20 protein-coding genes are annotated in these 20,731 nt (G+C 62.8%); 9 read left to right on the plus strand and 11 right to left on the minus strand.

Annotated elements, in window-relative coordinates; genetic code table 11:
- Positions 1 to 170: 170 nt before the first annotated feature.
- Positions 171 to 1,460 carry an MFS transporter gene (locus tag J5M71_RS08020; RefSeq protein ID WP_207831346.1) on the minus strand — a complete coding sequence of 430 codons (1,290 nt, stop codon included), beginning with the start codon at positions 1,458 to 1,460 and terminating at the stop codon, positions 171 to 173.
- Positions 1,461 to 1,821: 361 nt separating this feature from the next.
- On the opposite strand from J5M71_RS08020, the gene J5M71_RS08025 reads away from it, so the two are divergent.
- Together J5M71_RS08025 and J5M71_RS08030 are read left to right on the plus strand one after the other, a co-directional pair.
- A complete protein-coding gene (locus tag J5M71_RS08025; protein ID WP_003253317.1) occupies positions 1,822 to 2,220 on the plus strand; it encodes an acyl-CoA thioesterase in 399 nt (132 codons plus the stop codon).
- A 71-nt stretch (positions 2,221 to 2,291) separates the two neighbouring features.
- The gene (locus tag J5M71_RS08030; RefSeq protein WP_207831348.1) at positions 2,292 to 3,188 is read left to right on the plus strand and encodes a D-hexose-6-phosphate mutarotase; all 897 of its coding nucleotides are present in this window, start codon (positions 2,292 to 2,294) and stop codon (positions 3,186 to 3,188) included.
- Between the two features lie 124 nt (positions 3,189 to 3,312).
- Here the strand turns inward: J5M71_RS08030 and J5M71_RS08035 are convergent, their stop codons facing one another.
- The 5 genes from J5M71_RS08035 to J5M71_RS08055 form a co-directional block, all read right to left on the minus strand.
- Positions 3,313 to 3,882 (minus strand): DUF3299 domain-containing protein, encoded by a 570-nt coding sequence (locus tag J5M71_RS08035; RefSeq protein ID WP_207831350.1) that lies wholly within the window; start codon positions 3,880 to 3,882, stop codon positions 3,313 to 3,315.
- 12 nt (positions 3,883 to 3,894) lie between these two features.
- A complete protein-coding gene (locus tag J5M71_RS08040) occupies positions 3,895 to 4,140 on the minus strand; it encodes a GlsB/YeaQ/YmgE family stress response membrane protein (protein WP_207831352.1) in 246 nt (81 codons plus the stop codon).
- Between the two features lie 95 nt (positions 4,141 to 4,235).
- The gene (locus tag J5M71_RS08045; RefSeq protein WP_025341133.1) at positions 4,236 to 5,318 is read right to left on the minus strand and encodes a 5-(carboxyamino)imidazole ribonucleotide synthase; all 1,083 of its coding nucleotides are present in this window, start codon (positions 5,316 to 5,318) and stop codon (positions 4,236 to 4,238) included.
- A gap of 10 nt (positions 5,319 to 5,328) precedes the next feature.
- The gene (gene purE / locus J5M71_RS08050) at positions 5,329 to 5,820 is read right to left on the minus strand and encodes a 5-(carboxyamino)imidazole ribonucleotide mutase (RefSeq protein WP_003253304.1); all 492 of its coding nucleotides are present in this window, start codon (positions 5,818 to 5,820) and stop codon (positions 5,329 to 5,331) included.
- A 171-nt stretch (positions 5,821 to 5,991) separates the two neighbouring features.
- Positions 5,992 to 6,924, minus strand: a complete 933-nt coding sequence (locus J5M71_RS08055) for a LysR substrate-binding domain-containing protein (RefSeq protein ID WP_161797629.1) — start codon at positions 6,922 to 6,924, stop codon at positions 5,992 to 5,994.
- Positions 6,925 to 7,106: 182 nt separating this feature from the next.
- On the opposite strand from J5M71_RS08055, the gene aspA reads away from it, so the two are divergent.
- The 4 genes from aspA (at position 7,107) to J5M71_RS08075 (ending at position 12,054) form a co-directional block, all read left to right on the plus strand.
- Positions 7,107 to 8,531: an aspartate ammonia-lyase gene (gene aspA, locus J5M71_RS08060; RefSeq protein WP_207831354.1), complete on the plus strand. Its 1,425-nt coding sequence runs from the start codon at positions 7,107 to 7,109 to the stop codon at positions 8,529 to 8,531.
- A gap of 177 nt (positions 8,532 to 8,708) precedes the next feature.
- Positions 8,709 to 9,701 (plus strand): AraC family transcriptional regulator, encoded by a 993-nt coding sequence (locus J5M71_RS08065; protein ID WP_207831356.1) that lies wholly within the window; start codon positions 8,709 to 8,711, stop codon positions 9,699 to 9,701.
- Positions 9,702 to 9,907: 206 nt separating this feature from the next.
- Complete coding sequence (locus tag J5M71_RS08070) at positions 9,908 to 10,951, plus strand: histone deacetylase family protein (RefSeq protein WP_063912263.1); 1,044 nt, start codon at positions 9,908 to 9,910, stop codon at positions 10,949 to 10,951.
- Positions 10,951 to 12,054, plus strand: a complete 1,104-nt coding sequence (locus J5M71_RS08075) for a polyamine ABC transporter substrate-binding protein (protein ID WP_207831359.1) — start codon at positions 10,951 to 10,953, stop codon at positions 12,052 to 12,054. Before J5M71_RS08070 ends, J5M71_RS08075 begins: the two co-directional genes overlap by 1 nt.
- An 80-nt stretch (positions 12,055 to 12,134) precedes the next feature.
- On the opposite strand, the gene J5M71_RS08080 is transcribed toward J5M71_RS08075, so the two are convergent.
- A complete protein-coding gene (locus J5M71_RS08080) occupies positions 12,135 to 13,688 on the minus strand; it encodes a PLP-dependent aminotransferase family protein (RefSeq protein WP_207831361.1) in 1,554 nt (517 codons plus the stop codon).
- Positions 13,689 to 13,778: 90 nt separating this feature from the next.
- On the opposite strand from J5M71_RS08080, the gene J5M71_RS08085 reads away from it, so the two are divergent.
- Genes J5M71_RS08085 through J5M71_RS08095 form a run of 3 tightly spaced genes read left to right on the plus strand, consistent with a single transcriptional unit; the run spans position 13,779 to position 15,554 of the window.
- Complete coding sequence (locus J5M71_RS08085) at positions 13,779 to 14,408, plus strand: FMN-binding negative transcriptional regulator (protein ID WP_207831363.1); 630 nt, start codon at positions 13,779 to 13,781, stop codon at positions 14,406 to 14,408.
- Between the two features lie 11 nt (positions 14,409 to 14,419).
- Positions 14,420 to 14,866 (plus strand): GNAT family N-acetyltransferase, encoded by a 447-nt coding sequence (locus J5M71_RS08090; RefSeq protein WP_063912267.1) that lies wholly within the window; start codon positions 14,420 to 14,422, stop codon positions 14,864 to 14,866.
- A 7-nt stretch (positions 14,867 to 14,873) separates the two neighbouring features.
- A complete protein-coding gene (locus J5M71_RS08095; protein ID WP_207831366.1) occupies positions 14,874 to 15,554 on the plus strand; it encodes a GNAT family protein in 681 nt (226 codons plus the stop codon).
- Between the two features lie 41 nt (positions 15,555 to 15,595).
- On the opposite strand, the gene J5M71_RS08100 is transcribed toward J5M71_RS08095, so the two are convergent.
- From J5M71_RS08100 to J5M71_RS08115, 4 genes are all read right to left on the minus strand, one after another.
- A complete protein-coding gene (locus J5M71_RS08100) occupies positions 15,596 to 15,874 on the minus strand; it encodes a helix-turn-helix transcriptional regulator (protein WP_063912269.1) in 279 nt (92 codons plus the stop codon).
- On the minus strand, positions 15,871 to 17,196 hold the full coding sequence (locus J5M71_RS08105; protein ID WP_207831368.1) for a HipA domain-containing protein: 1,326 nt from the start codon (positions 17,194 to 17,196) through the stop codon (positions 15,871 to 15,873). The genes J5M71_RS08100 and J5M71_RS08105 overlap by 4 nt, the downstream gene beginning before the upstream one ends.
- Before the next feature lie 216 nt (positions 17,197 to 17,412).
- Positions 17,413 to 19,221: a sodium-extruding oxaloacetate decarboxylase subunit alpha gene (gene oadA / locus J5M71_RS08110; protein ID WP_207831370.1), complete on the minus strand. Its 1,809-nt coding sequence runs from the start codon at positions 19,219 to 19,221 to the stop codon at positions 17,413 to 17,415.
- Between the two features lie 11 nt (positions 19,222 to 19,232).
- The gene (locus J5M71_RS08115) at positions 19,233 to 20,648 is read right to left on the minus strand and encodes an acetyl-CoA carboxylase biotin carboxylase subunit (RefSeq protein WP_016712746.1); all 1,416 of its coding nucleotides are present in this window, start codon (positions 20,646 to 20,648) and stop codon (positions 19,233 to 19,235) included.
- Between the last annotated feature and the right edge of the window lie 83 nt (positions 20,649 to 20,731).

Genomic DNA, 20,731 nt, shown 5'->3' on the forward strand with positions numbered 1-20,731 from the left:
GTATCTGCAGGCCGCATGAATACGATATGACTTGAATATGACAATTGGATGAAAGGCCATCACCGAAAAGCAGGTCCGGCCTCTTCGCGGGCACGCCCGCTCCCACAGGGGCTGTGTGAACCCTGTGGGAGCGGGCGTGCCCGCGAAGAGGGCAGCAGCCGTGGCGCAGATCAGCGCTTGTTGGCGAGCAGGTACACGCCCACGACCAGACCAACGGCACACAGCCCCGCCACATAGTAGGCAGGCGCCATCGGGCTCACTTTCAGCAGCGCAGTCACCACCATCGGTGTCAGCCCGCCAAAGATCGCGTAGGCCACGTTGTACGAGAACGACAGCCCGCTGAAGCGCACCACCGCCGGAAAGGCCTTGACCATTACATAAGGCACCGCGCCAATCACACCCACGCACAAACCGGTCACCGCATACAGCGGGAACAACAGCTCGGGCCGGGTCGGCAGGCTGTGGTAGAAGGTCCAGGAACTGGCCAGCAGCAGCAGGCTGCCGATCACGAATACCCGGCCCGCGCCAAAGCGGTCGGCCAGGCTGCCAGCACCGATGCAGCCGAAGCTGAGCAGCACGATGGCCAGGCTGTTGGCCTTGAGCGAGTCGGTGGGGCTGATGTGGTAGATGCTCTGCAGCAGTGCCGGGGTCATCAGGATGAGCACCACGATGGCGGCCGACAGCATCCAGGTCAGCAGCATGGACAGGATGATCGCGCCGCGATGGTCACGCAGCACCGCGCGCAACGGCAGCTCCTCGGCCAGCGCCTTGCGCTGCTGCATCTCGGCGAACACCGGGGTTTCGTGCAGCCAGCGGCGCAGGTACACCGAGAACAGGCCGAATACACCGCCGAGCAGGAACGGGATGCGCCAGGCGTAATCAGCCACTTCCTGCGCGCTGTAGACGCTGTTGATCAGGGTTGCCACCAGCGAGCCCAGCAGGATACCCGCGGTCAGGCCTGCGGTGAGGGTGCCGCAGGCGTAGCCGGTGTTGCGCTCTGGCACGTGCTCGGACACGAACACCCAGGCGCCCGGTACCTCGCCACCGATCGCCGCGCCCTGGATCACGCGCATCAGCAGCAACAGGATCGGCGCCCACATGCCGATCTGTGCATAGGTAGGCAGCAGGCCCATGATCAGCGTTGGCAGGGCCATCATGAAGATACTCAGGGTGAACATCTTCTTGCGCCCGAGCAGGTCACCGAAGTGGGCCATGATGATGCCGCCCAGCGGCCGCGCCAGGTAGCCGGCGGCGAAAATGCCGAAGGTTTGCATCAGGCGCAGCCATTCGGGCATGTCAGCCGGGAAGAACAGCTTGCCGACCACCGTGGCGAAGAACACGAAAATGATGAAATCGTAGAACTCCAGCGCGCCGCCCAGGGCGGACAGTGAGAGAGTCTTGTAGTCACTGCGGGTCAGCGGCCGCGAAGGCTGCTCGATACTGCTGGGCACGGAAGTCATCGCTCGTTGTTCTCTTTGTGGGCATGCAGGCCGCTTGGCATGCGGCTTCTGGATTGGGAGACAGGCGAAGATAGCAAATTGCTGAGCTGCGCCGAAAGCGATACAAAATCCCTACACATATTCATGAATGCGCGGTCGTCGCTGGCCGTTATGCTCTATATACTGGCGATTCGTAGGAAAAGGTTGCTCCTAACGTGGGATGTTGTGCGAAAACGCCGGTCATTATTGTCAGACGGTTTCGCAGAGTTTCCCTACGGCCGCCCAGTGAAACGAAATCGGCGTAGTATGTTTCAAGCTGAATCGTTTACCCGGCCTTTGCGCCACACCAACGAAAAGCGTCACGGGTCAGAGGCCCCATCGCATGATTGAGCTCGAACAAGAAGATCCAATCCCGCAAGGCGACCTGGCCTTGCAGATCACCGCACTCCCGCGCGAGACCAACGGGTTTGGCGACATCTTCGGCGGCTGGCTGGTCGCCCAGATGGACCTGGCCGGCACCGCCATGGCCAGCCGTGTCGCCGGCGGCCGCGTGGCCACCGTAGCCATCGACCGCATGGCCTTTCTGGTACCGGTCGCCGTCGGCGCGCAGCTGTCGTTCTATACCCAGACCCTGGAAATCGGCCGCAGCTCGATCCAGATGATGGTCGAAGTGTGGAGCGACGACCCGCTGTCCAGCGAATGGCGCAAGGTCACCGAAGCCGTGTTCGTCTTCGTCGCCATCGACGGCAGTGGCCGCACCCGCTCCGTACCTCGTCGCTGAGCCACGCCGGCGGTAAACTCATTGCATGTGCCCGGGTCCAAGGCCCACTGGCAATCAATGAGATAAATGCAATGGCTACCTTCCAGGTCGTAACCGAGCAACATGGCGAACTCAACTGCTGGCGTATCAGCAGCGACCACGCCGAACTGTTGATCGCCCAGCAGGGCGCGCAGATCCTCAGCTACCAGCGCGTTGGCCAGCCACCGCTGCTGTGGCTGAGCGACCAGGCCATCTTCCGTCAGGGCAAGTCGGTACGCGCCGGTGTGCCGGTGTGCTGGCCGTGGTTCGGCAACCTGCAGCGCAACCCCCAGGCCGTGCAGGCCATGTACCGCGGCGAGCAGGCACCTGCCCACGGCTTGGCGCGCGCGCGCGACTGGCAATTGCTGGGTATCGAGGAAGCAGGTGATGGCCTGCGCATCGAATTCGAACTGCCAGAAGCGCAGGGTGACCTGCCTGGCTGGCCTCATGACGTCGAGCTGAAGCTGGTAGTGGAGCTGGGCGAGGACCTGCAGCTGAACCTGACCAGCCGCAACATGGGCAATACCCCCGTTACCATCAGCCAGGCCCTGCACAGCTACTTCGCGGTCAGTGACGTGCGCCAGGCGCGGGTCGAAGGGGTCGAAGGGCTGGGCTATATCGAGACCCTGGCTGGCTGGGAACAACGCCAGCAGCAGGGGCCGCTGGGGTTTGCCGGGGAGACTGACCGGATCTACCTGGCAACCCCGCAGACGCTGAGCATTGTCGACCCACATTGGAGCCGGCGAATTACCTTGACCAGCAGCGGGTCGCGCTCGGCGGTGATCTGGAACCCTTGGACCGAGCGGGCCAAGGATCTGCCGGACATGGCCGATGACGGGTGGCAGCGGATGCTGTGCATCGAGACGGCGAACGTGTGGGATGACCTGGTGGACTTGAAGCCTGGGGCCAGCAGTTCGCTGGGGGTCAGGATTGGCTGTGAAATGATCTGAGTCTTGCAGTGCCTGTTCGGGCCCCTTCGCGGGTAAACCCGCTCCCACAGGGTCTCCACAATATTCAGGGTTTGTGGAGACCCTGTGGGAGCGGGTTTACCCGCGAAAGGGCCGGCGCAGGCAATCAGAGGTCTGCGTCTTCCACCACCCTGACCTTCCCCGCATCCAGCGCATAGGCCGCATCGGCCAGGTCATTGCTGACCTTCTCCACCTTCAGCTTGCCGCTGACCCACAGCGGTGTGTAGATGTCATCGATCTTCAGGCCTTTCGGGTAGCGCACCAGCACCAGCTGGTTAGGCGGTGGTGGCGGCACATGGATGCACGCGCCCGGGTATGGCACCAGGAAGAACAGTGTGCTGTTGCCCTTGGCGTCGCTCTCCAGCGGCACCGGGTAGCCACCCAGGCGAATGTCCTTGCCGTTCATGGCCGCCACGGTCTTGGTCGAGTACATCACCGCCGGCAGGCCCTTGCCCTGCTTCAGGCCGCCCTTGTCGGTAAAGGTGCCCATGGCTTCCGGCGAGTTGTGGTCGATTTCGGGCATTTGCTCGAGCGCCTGCTGGTCCGACTCGGGCATCAGCTCCAGCCAGTCGGTTTCAGGCAGTTCGGCATGGGCCAGGGCGCTGGCCAACAGCAGTGGAGCGAGGAAAAAGGCACGCATGAAAATGCTCGGCAACTCGAATGAATTGCCGGGCATTCTAACCACTATTCAGCGTTTCTTGATGAATCCGTAGACCACCAGAAGGATCACGGCACCGACCAGCGCGCCAAGGAAACCCGAAACCTGCCCGGCCTGGTAGATGCCCAGCGCCTGGCCGCCGTAGGTGGCCAGCAGGGAGCCGGCAATCCCCAGCAGGATGGTCATGATCCAGCCCATGCTGTCGTCGCCCGGCTTGATGAAGCGGGCCAGCAGGCCGACGATAAGGCCGATGAAGATGGTTCCAATGATACCCATGGCAATCCCTCTGCAGTGAAGATGGAACAAGCCAAAGCCTAGACAGCGCTTTGGCTTGTCGCCATTTCAGAGGGCAAGCCGCTGTAGAAGTTCGATCAGTTGCCGATCAGGGCTTCCACTTCGGCAATCTTGCGCTCGAGGGTGGCCATGTCGTGGCAGCGCAGGGTGGCGTGGCCAACCTTGCGACCGACCTTGAAGGCCTTGCCGTAGTGGTGCAGGTGGCAATCACCGATGGCAACCACCTTGTCCACTGCCGGCACTTCACCGATGAAGTTGAGCATCGCGCTCTCGCCGACCTTGGCGGTCGAGCCCAGCGGCAGGCCGGCGACGGCCCGCAGGTGGTTCTCGAACTGGCTGCACTCGGCGCCCTCGATGGTCCAGTGCCCGGAGTTGTGCACACGCGGGGCGATTTCGTTGGCCTTCAGGCCACCATCGACTTCGAAGAACTCGAAGGCCATCACGCCCACATAGTCCAGTTGCTTGAGCACGCGGCCCACGTAGTCTTCGGCCAGGGCCTGCAGCGGGTGCGCCTGGCTGGCGACCGACAGGCGCAGGATGCCGCTTTCGTGGGTGTTGTGCACCAGCGGGTAGAAGCGGGTTTCGCCATCGCGGGCACGCACGGCCACCAGCGACACTTCGCCGGTGAACGGCACGAAGCCTTCCAGCAGGCACGGTACGCTACCCAGCTCGGCAAAGGTACCGACCACGTCCTCAGGCGTGCGCAGTACCTTCTGGCCCTTGCCGTCGTAACCCAGGGTGCGGGTTTTCAGCACGGCCGGCAGGCCGATGCTGGCCACCGCGGCGTCCAGGTCGGCCTGCGAGAGGATGTCGGCGAAGGCCGGGGTGGGGATACCCAGGTCGCGGAACATGCTCTTCTCGAACAGGCGGTCACGGGCGATGCGCAGCGCTTCGGCGCTGGGGTACACCGGCACGAACTGCGAGAGGAAGGCCACGGTCTCGGCCGGGACGCTTTCGAACTCGAAGGTGACCAGGTCGACTTCGTCGGCCAACTGGCGCAGGTGATCCTGGTCGCCGTAGTCGGCACGCAGGTGCTCGCCCAGCGGCGCGGCGCAGGCGTCCGGCGCCGGGTCAAGGAAGGCGAAGTTCATGCCCAGCGGGGTACCCGCCAGAGCCAGCATGCGGCCCAGCTGGCCGCCACCGATTACACCGATCTTCATGGGTTGAGCCTCAAGCCTGGCGCGGGTCTGGGTTGTCCAGCACGGTGTCGGTCTGTTCCGTGCGGAACTGCTTGAGCGCCGCGTGGTACTGCGGGTACTTGGCGCCAAGGATGCTGGCCGACAGCAGCGCGGCGTTGACCGCACCGGCACGGCCGATGGCCAGGGTGGCTACCGGTACGCCGGCTGGCATCTGCACGATCGACAACAGCGAATCGACACCCGACAGCATCGACGATTGCACGGGCACGCCCAGCACCGGCAGGTGGGTCTTGGCGGCGCACATGCCTGGCAGGTGGGCTGCACCACCGGCGCCGGCGATGATCACCTCGATGCCACGGCCCTCAGCCTCCTCGGCATACTGGAACAGCAGATCCGGGGTGCGGTGGGCGGAAACCACCTTCACTTCGTAGGGAATGCCGAGTTTTTCCAGCATATCGGCGGTGTGGCTAAGGGTGGACCAATCGGACTTGGAGCCCATGATCACGCCAACCAGTGCACTCATCGTCGAGCCTCTTCGCTTGTGCGCCCTTGGGCGCGTCAAAAAACAACAAGCCACGCGGGACGACCGGCGTGGCTTGTTTGCTGATCAGGACCGGACGCATCCGGTCGAAAGGCCGCGCAGTATACCGTAAGGTGGTGCGTTTAAGGCACCCCGGCGACCAACTGTCGCCCCTTATTTTTCGGGGCTTTGGCTGACTTTCGGGTCAACCATTGCCGCCCCTTCGAGCTTGCGCCACAACAGCCTGACATTGGCCTTGCGCACCAGTGCGCAGCGGTACAGGCGAATTTCCAGCGGCACATGCCACTGGCTACCGCCACAGATCGCCAGTTCGCCCCGCTCCAGTTCGCCGCGCATCGACAGCCGCGGCACCCAGGCAATGCCCATGCCTTCCAGCGCCATGCTCTTGAGACTGTCTGCCATGGCGGTTTCATAGACGGTGGTATAGCGCAGGTTGCGCTGGCGCAGCAGCAAATTGACCGAGCGACCGAGGAAAGCGCCGGCGGTATAGGCCAGCAGCGGCACGCTACCCTCGCCTTCCAGGTCGAACAACGGCTTGCCGTCGGCATCCACGGCGCATACCGGCAACATTTCAGTGGTACCCATGTGCAGCGACGGGAAGATTTCGGCATCCATCTGCAGGGCGGCATCCGGGTCATAGAAGGCCAGCATCAGGTCGCAGCCACCTTCGCGCAATGCATGCACGGCATCTCCGACGTTGGTCGCAACCAGGCGGGTGGCGATGTTCAACCCGTCGTTGCGCAACTGGGCCACCCAACGTGGGAAAAAGCCCGATGCCAAGGAGTGTGCCGCGGCCACCTGCACCACCTCGCCCTGGCCACCTTCCAGATGATGCAAATGGCGGAGAATTTCGCTCAACTGGTCGACAACAGTACGCGCCGTGACGAGAAACAGCTGGCCGGCCTCGGTCAGTTCGATCGGCGTGCGGGAACGGTTCACCAACTGCAGGCCCAAGGCGGCTTCCAGGCTGCGAATACGTCGGCTGAAGGCCGGTTGGGTGACGAAACGCCGCTCTGCCGCCTGGGAAAAACTGCGGGTGGCGGCCAGCGCGCTGAAGTCTTCCAGCCATTTGCTTTCAAGGTTCACGAAGCACATCTCCTGGCGTGCACCAAAATGGAACACGCTCGAATGTCAATTGGCGTCACATGAAACACTATGCCGTTTGTGCATAGGTTAGCGTGCAACAGCATTGGCCGCAAAATCACCTTCAGGCCTAGGATTGGCGCCATTCCGGCATGTGCCGGGTCAAAATCGAGATGATATACATCATGTCCTCCGCTGCATCGTTCCGCGTCGAAAAAGACTTGTTGGGCACCCTTGAAGTTCCTGCAGATGCCTACTACGGCATCCAGACCCTGCGCGCTGCCAACAACTTCCACCTCTCCGGTGTTCCGCTGTCGCACTACCCGAAGCTGGTCGTGGCCCTGGCCATGGTCAAGCAGGCTGCTGCCGACGCCAACCGTGAGCTGGGTCACCTGAGCGATGCCAAGCACGCTGCCATCACCGCAGCCTGCGCCCGCCTGATCAAAGGCGATTACCACGACCAGTTCGTGGTGGACATGATCCAGGGCGGTGCTGGTACTTCTACCAACATGAACGCCAACGAAGTCATCGCCAACGTCGCGCTGGAGGCCATGGGCCACCAGAAGGGTGAGTACCAGTACCTGCACCCGAACAACGACGTGAACATGGCGCAGTCGACCAACGACGCCTACCCGACGGCCATCCGCCTGGGCCTGCTGCTGGGCCACGACACCCTGCTGGCCAGCCTCGACAGCCTGATCCAGGCCTTCGCTGCCAAGGGTAAAGAGTTCGATCACGTACTGAAGATGGGCCGTACCCAGCTGCAGGACGCCGTACCGATGACCCTGGGCCAGGAATTCCGCGCCTTCGCCACCACCATGACCGAAGACCTGCAGCGCCTGCGCTCGCTGGCCCCGGAACTGCTGACCGAAATCAACCTGGGCGGTACCGCCATCGGCACCGGCATCAACGCCGACCCTGGCTACCAGGCCCTGGCCGTGCAGCGCCTGGCTGCCATCAGCGGCCAGCCGCTGGTACCGGCTGCCGACCTGATCGAAGCCACCTCCGACATGGGCGCCTTCGTGCTGTTCTCCGGCATGCTCAAGCGTACCGCCGTCAAGCTGTCGAAGATCTGCAACGACCTGCGCCTGCTGTCCAGCGGCCCACGCACCGGCATCAACGAGATCAACCTGCCAGCGCGTCAGCCAGGCAGCTCGATCATGCCAGGCAAGGTCAACCCGGTTATCCCGGAAGCCGTCAACCAGGTGGCCTTCGCCATCATGGGCAACGACCTGGCCCTGACCGTCGCCGCCGAAGGTGGCCAGCTGCAGTTGAACGTGATGGAGCCGCTGATCGCCTACAAGATCTTCGACTCGATCCGCCTGCTGCAACGCGCCATGGACATGCTGCGCGAGCACTGCATCGTCGGCATTACCGCCAACGAACAGCGCTGCCGTGAACTGGTCGAGCACTCGATCGGCCTGGTCACCGCCCTGAACCCGTACATCGGCTACGAAAACGCCACCCGTATCGCCCGCGTTGCCCTGGAAACCGGCCGCGGCGTGCTGGAACTGGTGCGCGAAGAGAAGCTGCTGGACGACGCGATGCTCGACGACATCCTGCGTCCGGAAAACATGATCGCTCCCCGTCTGGTTCCGCTGAAGGCGTAACCAGGCCGCTGTAAACAGTCTCACCAGGTCGAGGGACTAGACACCTCTCAACCTTTCCAAGGCCCGAGCCTATGCTTCGGGCCTTTTTTTTGCCTGCAGGATTTTGCGGCTGCCTTGCAGCCCTATCGGCACACAACTTGCTCGATAATGCGTCCCAGCCCAACGGGATTACCCAGCATGCTGCACAGCCACCTCACCACCCTCAACGCGGTTTCGCTGATCCTCAACGTCTTCCAGGCAGACGGCTGCGAGGCGTCGGCGCTGCTGGCCGGCAGCGGCATCGGCCCGGCAGACCTGGGCCATGCCGATGCGCGCATCACCACCCAGCAGGAACTGCAGGTGTGTGCCAACGCCGTTGCCCGGCGCGAGGATATCGGCCTGGAACTGGGCCGGCGCATGCATGTGTCGTGCTACGGCATGCTCGGTTACGCCCTGCTCTCCAGTGCCACTTTGGGTGACGCCTTGCGCCTGGCGCTGCAGTATCCGGCACTGCTGGGAACAGTCTTCAAGCTGCGTTTGCTCGACGACGGCCAGCGCGTCTGGTTCAGCGCCAGCGATTACCACGACAGCCCGGCGCTGACCGCCTTCAACGCCGAGTTCTGCCTGGTGTCGCTGAAGGTCATCTGCGACGACCTGCTCGGTCGCCCGTTGCCCCTGCTGGGCGCCCGTTTCGAGCACCCGCGGCCTGGCTACCACGCGCTCTATGCCGGGGCGTTCCAGGGCCCGGTCCGTTTCGACGCCGAGGACAATGCCTTTGCCTTCGAACGGCGCTGGCTGGACACGCCACTGCCACTGGCCGACCCGATTACCCACAAGGCCATGAGCGAACGCTGCCGGCGCCTTAACCTGGAGTTCACCGGCCGCCAGGCCTGGCTGGGGCGGATTCGCCAACTGCTGGCGCAGCAACTGGATGCAGCGCCCGGGCTGGAAGGGCTGGCGCGGCAGATGAACTGCTCATCGCGCACCCTGCGCCGGCATTTGCAGGCGCTGGGCAGCAGTTATCAACAGCTGCTGGATGAACTGAGGTTCGAGCGGGCCAAGCAGTTGCTGGCCGATGAGCAGATGCCGATCTACCGGATTGCCGAGTCCCTGGGCTTCAGCGAGACCGCCAGTTTCCGGCATGCCTTCCAGCGTTGGAGTGGAGTGGCACCCAGTCACTTTCGCGGGTGAACCCGCTCCCACAGGGATTGCACCCACTCAGGTGCAACACTGTACCTGTGGGAGCGGGTTCACCCGCGAAAGGTCCGGTACAGGCCACCAACAATCCAGCCAAAAGAGCTTGGCCACATCGATCCCCTTTTGGCCACTTGCGTCGTTCTCCCCCACTGGCCCGCCCATGAAAATGGACCCACGCCAGTACCCACCGGAGAACAACAATGCTGACGATCTATTCCGATGACCACCGCCTGCACCACGGCCGCTGCGAGCTGATCGACGGCAAGCTGATGCCCTGCTTCGAAATGCCGTCACGCGCCGACCATGTGCTCGACCAGGTCAAAAAGCGCAACCTCGGCGACATCCAGGGCCCCACCGACTTCGGCCGCGCCCCTTTGCTGCGCATCCACAGCGCCGATTACCTGAACTTCTTCGAAGGCGCCTGGGCGCGCTGGGCCGCACTGGGCCAGGAAGGCGACCTGCTGCCGTTCACCTGGCCCGCACGCACCCTGCGCCAGGTAAAACCCACCGGCCTGCACGGTGAACTGGGTTATTACAGCTTCGATGCCGGTGCACCGATCACCGCCGGCACCTGGCAGGCCGCCTACAGTGCCGCCCAGGTCGCCCTCACCGCCCAGGCGGCGATTCAGCAAGGCGCACATTCCGCCTTTGCCCTGTGCCGCCCGCCAGGGCACCACGCGGCTGGCGAAGTCATGGGCGGCTATTGCTACCTGAACAACGCCGCCATCGCCGCCCAGGCCTTCCTCGACCAGGGCCGGCGCAAGGTCGCCATCCTCGACGTCGATTACCATCACGGCAACGGCACCCAGGACATCTTCTACAACCGCAACGATGTGTTCTTCGCCTCGATCCACGGCGATCCGCGCGACGAGTTCCCGTTCTTCCTCGGCTATGCCGACGAAACCGGCGAGGGTGCCGGCCAAGGCTGCAACATCAACTACCCACTGCCGGCCGGCAGCGACTGGGCCGCCTGGAGCGACGCCCTGGAGGACGCTTGCCAGCGTATCGCCGCCTATGACGCCGACGTGCTGGTGATCTCCCTGGGCGTCGACACCTTCAAGGACGACCCGATCTCGCAGTTCAAGCTGGACAGCCCGGACTACCTGGAAATGGGCAAGCGCATCGCCCGGCTCGGCAAGCCGACCCTGTTCGTGATGGAAGGCGGCTACGCTGTGGAAGAAATCGGTATCAACGCAGTCAATGTGCTGGAAGGCTTCCAGCGCGCCCAGCCAGGAGCCCGATAATGGTCCGACTCAAGCGCCTGCTCGCCCCGTTCATCGCCGCGAGCCTGTTCACCGGTGCCCTGCAGGCCCAGGCCGAACAGCGCACCCTGCGGGTGTACAACTGGTTCGACTACATCACCCCGCAAACCCTCACCGAGTTCAAGAAGGACAGCGGGGTGAAGCTGGTGTATGACATCTTCGACACCAACGAGGCGCTGGAAGCCAAGCTGCTGACCGGCAACTCCGGGTATGACGTGGTGGTGCCGTCCAACGTGTTCCTCGCCAAGCAGATCGAAGCGGGGGTGTTCCAGCCGCTTGACCGCAGCAAGCTGCCGAACTGGCAGCACCTGGACCCGGCACTGATGAAGCTGATCGAGGCCAACGACCCCGGCAACAAGTTTGCCGTGCCCTACATGTACGGCACCGTACTGATCGGCTTCAACCCGGCCAAGGTCAAAGCTGCGCTCGGCGACAACGCCCCGGTGGACAGCTGGGATCTGATCTTCAAGGAAGAGAACATCGCCAAGCTCAAGCAGTGCGGCGTGGCCCTGCTCGACTCGCCCTCGGAGATTCTGCCACTGGCATTGCAGTACCTGGGCCTGCCACCGAACAGCGACAAGCCGGCTGATTACAAGAAAGCCGAAGCGCTGATGCTGAAGATCCGCCCGCACATCACCTACTTCCATTCCTCGAAATACATGGCCGACATCGCCAATGGCGATATCTGCGTGGCTGTGGGCTACAGCGGCAGCTTCTCGCAGGCCGCCAACCGCGCCCGCGATGCGAAGAATGGCGTGGTGGTGGACATGCGCCTGCCCAAGGAAGGTGCGCCGATCTGGTTCGACATGCTGGCGATTCCGAAGAACGCGGCCAACCCGGAAGATGCCCATGCATTCATCAACTACCTGCTGCAGCCCGAGGTAATTGCACCGATCAGCGACTTTGTCGGCTACCCGAACCCGAACAAGGATGCGACCGACAAGGTGAGCCCGGCGATTCGCAACAACCCCAACCTGTACCCGACGGCGGAGGCGATGGCCAAGCTGTATACCCTCAAGCCCCTGGCGCGAGATGCAGAGCGGGCGCGGACCCGGGCCTGGACGCGGATCAAGTCCGGTACCTGAGTCGCCTGCTTCGCGGGCACGCCCGCTCCCACAGGATCTGCGCCACACTCAAGGCCAGCGCTGTACCTGTGGGAGCGGGTTTACCCGCGAATAGGCCGCCAAGCCTTGCGCAATTTCATCAACGCCTCGGCAATCTCCCCCTCCGGCACCGCCGCAAACCCCAGCACCAGCCCTGCCCTTTTATCCACAGGTACCTCGCTGTCCGCCAGCCAGAAATTGCTCAGCGGCGTCACCTCCACCCCCACCGCTTCAGCCTTGGCCACCAGTTCCTGCTCCCGCGCAAAGTTATCCACATCGACTTTCACATGCAGCCCGGCCGCCACTTCCGGCATGCCGCCCAACCCCGGAATATCCACAGGCCAGCCGGCCTTGAGCACATTTCGCCGGCTCAACGCCGCCTTGCGCATGCGCCGGATATGCCGCTGGAAATGCCCCCGTGCCATGAACTCGGCCATCACGCACTGGCTACTGACCTCCGAATGCCGCACCGCCAGCGCCCTGGCCTGGCTGAACGCCTGCGCCAGTTGCGCCGGCAATACCAGGTAGCCCAGGCGCAACGCCGGAAAGGCGATCTTGCCGAAGGTACCGACGTACAGCACCCGCCCGTGGCGGTCGAGCGCAGCAAGCGGGGCCAAGGGCGCACCGCTGTAACGGTATTCGCCGTCGTAGTCGTCTTCGATGATCCAGCCATCGCTGCGCTCGGCCCAGGCCAGCAATTCCAGGCGTCGCGCCAGGCTCATGGTCACCCCGGTCGGGTACTGGTGGGCCGGCGTGACATAGACCAGCCGGCAATCCGCCAGCTGCCCGAGCCGGCGACAGTCCATGCCGTCCTCGTCCACTGGCACGCCATGCAACCTGCCACCGGCCAGCGCAAAGGCATGCCCAGCTGCGCGGTAACCCGGGTTTTCCACAGCCACGCCGTCGCCCGGCTGCAACAGCAACTGTGCACAAAGGCTGATGGCCTGCTGCGCACCACTGGTGATCACAATTTGTTCAGCCGTACAAGTCAGTCCACGCGAGCGACGCAGGTAGGCCGCGATCAGTTCGCGCAGCAGCGGCTCTCCTGCCGGGTCGCCATAGCCCAATTGCGCCGGAGCCGGGTTGCGCCAGAAACCCGCCTGCAGCTTGGCCCAGACGTCGAACGGGAACAGATCGAACGCCGGAATACCGACGCGAAAAGCACGCGGTGCACCGCTTCTTGGCGGCGGCAAATGGTTACTTTTCAGGCGCAGCAAAGGCTCACTGGTACGTCGGCTGCTGGATAAATCCTCAGTATTTTCGGAAGGAAATGTGGATAAGTCTGTTGATAACAGCCGGGATAACCCTGTGGATACTTGTGTGGATAGTTTTGCGGCGGAAAGTTTCGGTAGCTGGCTGACATAGGTGCCGTCGCCTACCCGGCTTTCGATGTAGCCCTCCGCATACAGCTGGTCATAGGCCCGCACCACGCTGTTGCGTGACAGCGCCAGCATGGCAGCCAGATCTCGGGTGGCCGGCAGCCGCGTGCCACTGCTCAGGCGCCCGTCCAGCACCCGCGCACGCAGCGCCTGGTACAACTGCTGGCTGAGCCCGCGGCGGCGATCGAGGGCGATCCCGGCAGGGTCGAAAGGCAATACGAGGGGGCGCTCGCTCATGGCATTGGACCTATGAAATCAGCTTTGAATGGATCTTACTATGAACCAATAGCCTGCCTAGGATGGCGCCATCGCACAAGGAAACCGAGCATGTACAACAGCAAACCCCATCAGGAACACGACCTCGGGCGTCTGCACCAGCACATGCTCGACACCCGACTGGCCATCCTGGTCAGCCAGGGCGAGCAAGGCCTGCTGGCCACGCACCTGCCGGTGCTGGTCGATATCGCCGAAGGCGAATTCGGCACCGTCTATGCCCACCTGGCGCGGGTCAACCGCCAGTGGCACGACCTGGAGCAAGGTGGCGAAGCCCTGCTGGTGTTTCCCGGCGCCGATGCCTATGTCAGCCCCGGCTACTACCCGAGCAAGGCCGACAACCCCAAGGTGGTGCCAACCTGGAACTACCTGGCCGTGCACGCCTATGGCCCGGCAGAAGTGATCCACGACGCCGAGCCTCTGCTGGCCATTGTCAGTCGCCTCACCGAGCGCCACGAACAAGGCCGCAGCGAACCGTGGAAAGTCACCGACGCCCCGCGTGACTACCTCGACGGCATGCTCCGCGCCATCGTCGGCATCCGCCTGCCCATCGCTCGCCTGCAAGGCGCGCGCAAGCTCAGCCAGAACCGCTCTGAGCAAGACATTGCCGGCGTGCGTGAAGGCCTGAGCGCCAGCCCCGATTACCTGGATAACCAACTCGCGGCGCATATGCGCCAACTCTGAAGGAACAGCCCATGTCCAGCGTTACCCTGCGTCCTGTCACCCCCGAAGATCACGCTGCCTGGCACGCCCTGTGGCAGGCCTACTTGCATTTTTATGAATCCGAACTGGCCGAAGAGGTCAGCCTCAGCACCTGGCAACGCCTGCTCGACCCGAGTGAACCGACCCATTCAGCCCTGGCCTGGGTCGATGGCAAGGCGGTGGGCATGGTCAACTTCATCTACCATCGTTCCAACTGGAGCATCGGCAACGCCTGCTACCTGCAGGACCTGTACGTGGACAGCGCGCAGCGCGGCCTGGGAATTGGCCGCCAGCTGATCGAGCACGTCTACGCCAGAGCCAAGGCCGACAACTGCAGCAAGGTGTACTGGGTGACCCACGAGACCAACGCCACCGCCATCAGCCTGTACCAGCAGGTTGCCGAGCGCTCGGGCTTCATTCAATTCCGCAAAGAGTTCTAAGCCGAACATGACCGACGTATTGAACTGGAAACCCGCTGCAGCACCCAAGGCCGAGCCCATCGACGGCCGCTTCATCCGCCTGGAAAAGCTCGACCCGGCGCGCCATGGCGACGACCTCTGGGAGGCGCTGCAAGGCCCGGCTGCCGACCCGCTGCTGTGGGACTACCTGCCCTATGGCCCGTTCGCCGAACGTGCCGCCTTCGATCGCTGGCTGGAAGGCAACGCCGCCGGCCGCGACCCGCTGTTCTACACCGTGATCGACCGCCCCAGCGGCCAGGCCCAGGGCATCCTCAGCCTGATGTCGATCGTGCCCGACCACGGCCGCATCGAAATCGGCCACGTCGCCTTCGGCGCCGCCATGCAGCGCACGCCCAAGAGCACCGAGGCGGTGTACCTGCTGGGCAAGGCGGCCTTCGAACTGGGCAACCGCCGGCTGGAGTGGAAGTGCAACAACGCCAACGCCCGCTCCAGGCGTGCCGCGGAGCGGTTTGGCTTTGTGTTCGAGGGAGTTTTCCGCAAGCACCTGGTGGTGAAGGACCACAATCGGGATACGGCGTGGTATTCGATTACCGATGATGAGTGGCCGGCGCTGGCGGCCGCGTTCGAGCGCTGGTTGAGTGAAGAGAACCAGCGGCCGCAAGGCCAGGTGCGGACACTTGAGGACTGCCGTAGGGGGGGATCGGCATAACCGATCACGGGCCGGCAGGCCCGCGATCGGTGCAAGCCCGGTTATCTGATCGGGCTCACACGCCTGACGACGCCCATCTGCAAACCGAACGGTTTGAATACTGCGTTCAACGATTTGAGCGTGGGGTTACCGTCCCCCTGCTCGATCTGAATGAGCGTTCGCACGGAAATCTTGCACATCAGCGCAAACTGGGTCTGCTGCATCTTTGCTACTTCTACGCGCAGGCGGCGAACAGCAGTACCCAACTCGATTGTGCCGTCGGCAATACCTTCGCGCACGCCATCGATCATCAGACCTCGGGCATCGATGGAAACCGTCATGCCAACCCCCACTCCGCCATCCGGCGCTCAAGCTTGCCCAGCGCAATCGCCGGGTGATTCATCACTGCCTCCGGGAGCCCAAGGCCGGACAAGATATCGGGCAATGCCAATAGGTGCCGGGCCTCCTGGCGCAGACGCTGGTAAGCCTCATCCGGATCGATGAATTCGGCCAGCGCAACACAGGCTGCGTGCCAGTCGATTTCGCCTGCTCTTTCGATCAAAGCGGGCCACTTCGTCGTTCTGGTTACACCCTCCTGATCCATCACCATCGGTGCCAAGTCGTAAATGGGTGCAAGACGCACCGTGTCGCGGGTACGAATGATCGCTGTATTGCGTCCATGATTATCGGCGTTACCCAGGATCTTGTTGATCAGGTCGCGCCGCAGGTAATCCGCGATCAGATCAGGCACCTCTTTACCCTGCCCGGCCATCTTCCACAAGCCAACGAGCGTCTCGATCACCTCCAAATGCCCCATCCGGCTACCGGGTTCGGTTACACCACACAAGGAATACATCGATTCCACGGCAAACCGCTGTACTCCCTGATCGGTAACCTGACGGTCGAAGCGTTCCATCCACAGGCTGGGCTTGGCTCCCTCTTCCAGCGCCATGTGTTCACTGGCCACCGTCTCGATGCCAAGCTGCTGCAACGCCCTGTAATAGAGGTACTCGGCCCGCAGGATCTCCTGATCATCGGCCAAGGCCGGGTGCCTGGCGAACTTGATGAACCAATGGCGACAGGCCCCCTCATCCGCAAGCACCGCGTCCGGGTAAAGCTGGCCGTTTTCATCTTCGGTCATCAGCAGCTTTGGCGCCTCTCCACCGGCGCCTGTCGCGCCACCTATGGCCGCGCCCTGCTCGTAGGCGTACTCCAGAAAACGCTGATCGCGAACGATGACGTCCTGGCGAGCAAAACCGATGGGGTCCGCAAGGTCCAGTAATTCAGCCGACTCCCTGATGCGCATATTGCCAATCGGAGCTGGGGTGGAGCGCCCTAGCAGAAACAAGTCTTCCCCCATGCCTGCCGGTCTTTCACGACCGATATGCCTCAGCAGAAAACGCTTCGCAGCCCCTGCAGGCGCTATGTCGTAAAGGAATGCAGGAGCATGCGGTAGACGATGAGAGCCAAAGTCCACCGGGAGCTTGGCACTGGCCGCCAGGCTGAACAGGCTGTCGTAAGCATGCAGATTGGCCTTGACGTAGTTGGATGTGTATCCGAACTTGCAAGGGCTGGAGAGGCTTCTTTCCGGTTCGGCGAAGGCGATGGCAATAGCATCATGCCATTTACCTTGGTCATGTAATTGGAGCGTGAGTCGGTACATTGGCCACCTGCAATTTACTGCATATCTTCGATCAGCCTCAGCCGTCAGCCTGCAGTATAGTGCAGATGTATTTCTGAACCACACCCAGTTTATGCATTTTAGTGCAGATATGGCGGCTTTTGCGCCTATAATCTGCATTAAATTGCATATCGTTCCATAAAAAAAGGGGAGCATTCCGCTCCCCAGAGGTTAACCGCTTGTAGATGAAGGCTTATCTCAGCCTTCGATCTCGATCAGGATTTCGCCCGGTGTCACACGGTCGCCCTTGGCCACGTGGATGGCCACGACCTTGCCGGCGATACCCGCCTGCACTTCGGTCTCCATCTTCATGGCTTCGGTGATCAGCACGGCCTGGCCGGTCTTGACCATGTCGCCTTCCTTGACCAGCACATCGACGATGTTGCCTGGCATGGTGGTGCTGACATGGCCCGGGGCGCTGGCCTGCTTGCGCTTGCTGCTGCCGCCGCCGACGAATTCGTTGAGCGGCTCGAACACCACTTCTTCCGGCATGCCGTCGATGGACAGGTAGAAGTGGCGCTTGCCTTCAGCCTTCACGCCCACGCCGGTGATGTCGACGCGGTAGGTTTCGCCGTGCACGTCGATGACGAACTCGGTCGGTACGCCTTCGCCGCTATGGGACGCCACTGCGCCGGCTTCAGGAATTGGCAGCAGGACTTCAGGGGTCAGGGTGCCGGCTTCGCGTTCTTCGAGGAACTTGCGGCCAATGTCCGGGAACATGGCGAAGGTCAGCACGTCTTCTTCGCAACGGGCCAGGGAGCCGATGTCGGCACGCAGCTTGGCCATTTCCGGCTTCAGCAGGTCGGCCGGGCGTACGTCGATCACTTCTTCGCTGCCGATCGCCTGACGGCGCAGCTGCTCGTTGACCACGCCCGGGGCCTTGCCGTAACCGCCTTGCAGGTACAGCTTCACCTCGTTGGTGATGGTCTTGTAGCGCTCACCGGCCAGCACGTTGAAGAACGCCTGGGTGCCGACGATCTGCGAAGTCGGGGTCACCAGCGGCGGGAAGCCGAGGTCTTCACGCACGCGCGGGATCTCTGCCAGCACTTCATTCATGCGGTTGAGGGCGCCCTGCTCCTTGAGCTGGTTGGCCAGGTTGGAAATCATGCCGCCCGGCACCTGGTTGACCTGCACGCGGGTGTCCACGGCAGTGAACTCGCTTTCGAACTGGTGGTACTTCTTGCGCACGGCATAGAAGTACAGGCCGATTTCCTGCAGCAGCTCCAGGTCCAGGCCGGTGTCGAATTCGCTGCCCTTGAGCGCGGCAACCATCGACTCGGTACCCGGGTGGCTGGTGCCCCAGGCGAAGCTGGAGATGGCGGTGTCGATGTGATCGGCACCGTTTTCCACAGCCTTGAGCTGGCACATGGCGGCCAGGCCGGCAGTGTCATGGGAGTGGATGAACACCGGCAGCGACTGCTCGGCCTTCAGTGCCTTGACCAGTTCGCCAGTAGCGAACGGGGTCAGCAGGCCGGCCATGTCCTTGATCGCGATCGAGTCGCAACCCATGGCTTCCATCTGCTTGGCCTGGTTAACAAAGGCGTCGATGGTGTGCACGGGGCTGGTGGTGTAGGCGATGGTACCCTGGGCGTGCTTGCCGGCGGCCTTGACCGCTTCAATGGCCACGCGCAGGTTACGCACGTCGTTCATCGCGTCGAAGATGCGGAACACATCGATACCGTTGACCGCGGCCTTGGCGACGAAGGCCTTGACCACGTCGTCGCTGTAGTGACGGTAGCCCAGCAGGTTCTGGCCGCGCAGCAGCATTTGCAGGCGGGTGTTGGGCAGCGCCGCGCGCAGCTTGCGCAGGCGCTCCCACGGGTCTTCCTTGAGGAAGCGCACGCAGGCGTCGAAGGTGGCGCCACCCCAGACTTCCAGCGACCAGTAGCCGACTTTGTCGAGCTTGTCGCAGATCGGCAGCATGTCTTCGGTACGCATGCGGGTGGCCAGCAGGGACTGGTGGGCGTCGCGCAGGATCGTGTCGGTTACGTGAATTTTCTTGGACATTATGGGGTTCCTCACAGGCCTGCGTGGGCGGCGATGGCGGCGGCGATGGCCAAGGCCAGCTCTTCGGGTTTGCGCTTGATCGAGTAGTTGGTCAGTTCCGGGTGGCTTTCGACGAAGCTGGTGTTGAACTGGCCGCTACGGAATTCCGGATTGCGCAGGATTTCCTGGTAGTACGCGGCGGTGGTCTTCACCCCTTGCACGCGCATGTCGTCCAGGGCACGCAGGCCGCGGTCCATGGCTTCTTCCCAGGTCAACGCCCACACCACCAGTTTCAGGCACATGGAGTCGTAGAACGGCGGAATGGTGTAGCCGGTGTAGATCGCCGTGTCGGTACGCACGCCAGGGCCACCGGGGGCGTAGTAACGGGTGATCTTGCCGAAGCTGGGCAGGAAGTTGTTCTTCGGGTCTTCGGCGTTGATGCGGAACTGCAGCGCGTAACCGCGGTGCTGGATATCTTCCTGCTTGACCGACAGCGGCAGGCCCGAGGCAATGCGGATCTGCTCACGGACGATGTCGATACCGGTGATTTCCTCGGTGATGGTGTGCTCCACCTGCACCCGGGTGTTCATTTCCATGAAGTACACCTCGCCATCGGCGAGCAGGAACTCCACGGTACCGGCGTTCTCGTAGTTCACCGCCTTGGCCGCACGCACCGCCAGGTCGCCGATGTAGGCGCGCTGTTCAGGGGTGAGCTGGGGGCTCGGGGCGATTTCGATGAGCTTCTGGTTGCGGCGCTGGATCGAGCAGTCGCGCTCGAACAGGTGTACGACGTTGCCAAAGCTGTCACCCAGGATCTGCGCCTCGATGTGCTTGGGGTTGACGATGCACTTTTCCAGGAACACTTCCGCGGAACCAAAGGCCTTGGTAGCCTCGGAGATGACGCGGGGGAAGTTCTGTTCCAGTTCTTCGCGGCTGTTGCAACGGCGAATACCACGGCCACCACCACCCGAGGTGGCCTTGAGCATGACCGGGTAACCGATGCGGTCACCTTCGCTCAGGGCTTCGTGAATATCGGCAACGTTGCCTTCGGTGCCCGGGGTTACCGGCACACCGGCGGCGATCATGGTGCGGCGCGCTTCTGTCTTGTCGCCCATGCGGCGAATGACATCGGCGGCCGGGCCGATGAACTTGATACCGCGCTCGGCGCAGATCTCCGCCAGTTCAGCGTTTTCCGACAGGAAACCATAACCCGGGTGCAGGGCATCACAGCCGGTTTCCACAGCCAGGTTCACCAGCTTGCGCGGGTTCAGGTAACCGGCCAGCGGCTCGGCACCAATGCTGTGGGCTTCGTCGGCGCGCTTGACGTGCAAGGCGTGGCGGTCGGCGTCGGAATAGATCGCTACCGAGCGAATGCCCATCTCGGCGCAAGCACGCACGATCCGAACTGCAATTTCACCTCGGTTGGCGATCAGGATTTTTTTTATCACTGGAGTCTTCCCAAAGCCGTAGGAACAGTCGAGCCGGTTCTCCCGGTCGGCGCGTGACCAGACGTTGCTGGCCAGTCGCACAT

The sequence above is a fragment of the Pseudomonas sp. 43(2021) genome (assembly GCF_017490805.1).
Classification (GTDB): Bacteria; Pseudomonadota; Gammaproteobacteria; order Pseudomonadales; family Pseudomonadaceae; genus Aquipseudomonas.

What these genes read in the sequence shown, in the direction of transcription:
- J5M71_RS08065 (WP_207831356.1), top strand. Translation starts at nt 8,709, where the DNA reads ATGCTGCACAGCCACCTCACCACCCTCAACGCGGTTTCGCTGATCCTC.
- J5M71_RS08045 (WP_025341133.1), bottom strand. Translation starts at nt 5,318, where the DNA reads ATGAAGATCGGTGTAATCGGTGGCGGCCAGCTGGGCCGCATGCTGGCT.
- oadA (WP_207831370.1), bottom strand. Translation starts at nt 19,221, where the DNA reads ATGTCCAAGAAAATTCACGTAACCGACACGATCCTGCGCGACGCCCAC.
- aspA (WP_207831354.1), top strand. Translation starts at nt 7,107, where the DNA reads ATGTCCTCCGCTGCATCGTTCCGCGTCGAAAAAGACTTGTTGGGCACC.
- J5M71_RS08080 (WP_207831361.1), bottom strand. Translation starts at nt 13,688, where the DNA reads ATGAGCGAGCGCCCCCTCGTATTGCCTTTCGACCCTGCCGGGATCGCC.
- J5M71_RS08085 (WP_207831363.1), top strand. Translation starts at nt 13,779, where the DNA reads ATGTACAACAGCAAACCCCATCAGGAACACGACCTCGGGCGTCTGCAC.
- J5M71_RS08030 (WP_207831348.1), top strand. Translation starts at nt 2,292, where the DNA reads ATGGCTACCTTCCAGGTCGTAACCGAGCAACATGGCGAACTCAACTGC.
- J5M71_RS08025 (WP_003253317.1), top strand. Translation starts at nt 1,822, where the DNA reads ATGATTGAGCTCGAACAAGAAGATCCAATCCCGCAAGGCGACCTGGCC.
- J5M71_RS08105 (WP_207831368.1), bottom strand. Translation starts at nt 17,196, where the DNA reads ATGTACCGACTCACGCTCCAATTACATGACCAAGGTAAATGGCATGAT.
- J5M71_RS08020 (WP_207831346.1), bottom strand. Translation starts at nt 1,460, where the DNA reads ATGACTTCCGTGCCCAGCAGTATCGAGCAGCCTTCGCGGCCGCTGACC.
- J5M71_RS08100 (WP_063912269.1), bottom strand. Translation starts at nt 15,874, where the DNA reads ATGACGGTTTCCATCGATGCCCGAGGTCTGATGATCGATGGCGTGCGC.
- J5M71_RS08040 (WP_207831352.1), bottom strand. Translation starts at nt 4,140, where the DNA reads ATGGGTATCATTGGAACCATCTTCATCGGCCTTATCGTCGGCCTGCTG.
- purE (WP_003253304.1), bottom strand. Translation starts at nt 5,820, where the DNA reads ATGAGTGCACTGGTTGGCGTGATCATGGGCTCCAAGTCCGATTGGTCC.
- J5M71_RS08035 (WP_207831350.1), bottom strand. Translation starts at nt 3,882, where the DNA reads ATGCCCGGCAATTCATTCGAGTTGCCGAGCATTTTCATGCGTGCCTTT.
- J5M71_RS08095 (WP_207831366.1), top strand. Translation starts at nt 14,874, where the DNA reads ATGACCGACGTATTGAACTGGAAACCCGCTGCAGCACCCAAGGCCGAG.
- J5M71_RS08090 (WP_063912267.1), top strand. Translation starts at nt 14,420, where the DNA reads ATGTCCAGCGTTACCCTGCGTCCTGTCACCCCCGAAGATCACGCTGCC.
- J5M71_RS08070 (WP_063912263.1), top strand. Translation starts at nt 9,908, where the DNA reads ATGCTGACGATCTATTCCGATGACCACCGCCTGCACCACGGCCGCTGC.
- J5M71_RS08075 (WP_207831359.1), top strand. Translation starts at nt 10,951, where the DNA reads ATGGTCCGACTCAAGCGCCTGCTCGCCCCGTTCATCGCCGCGAGCCTG.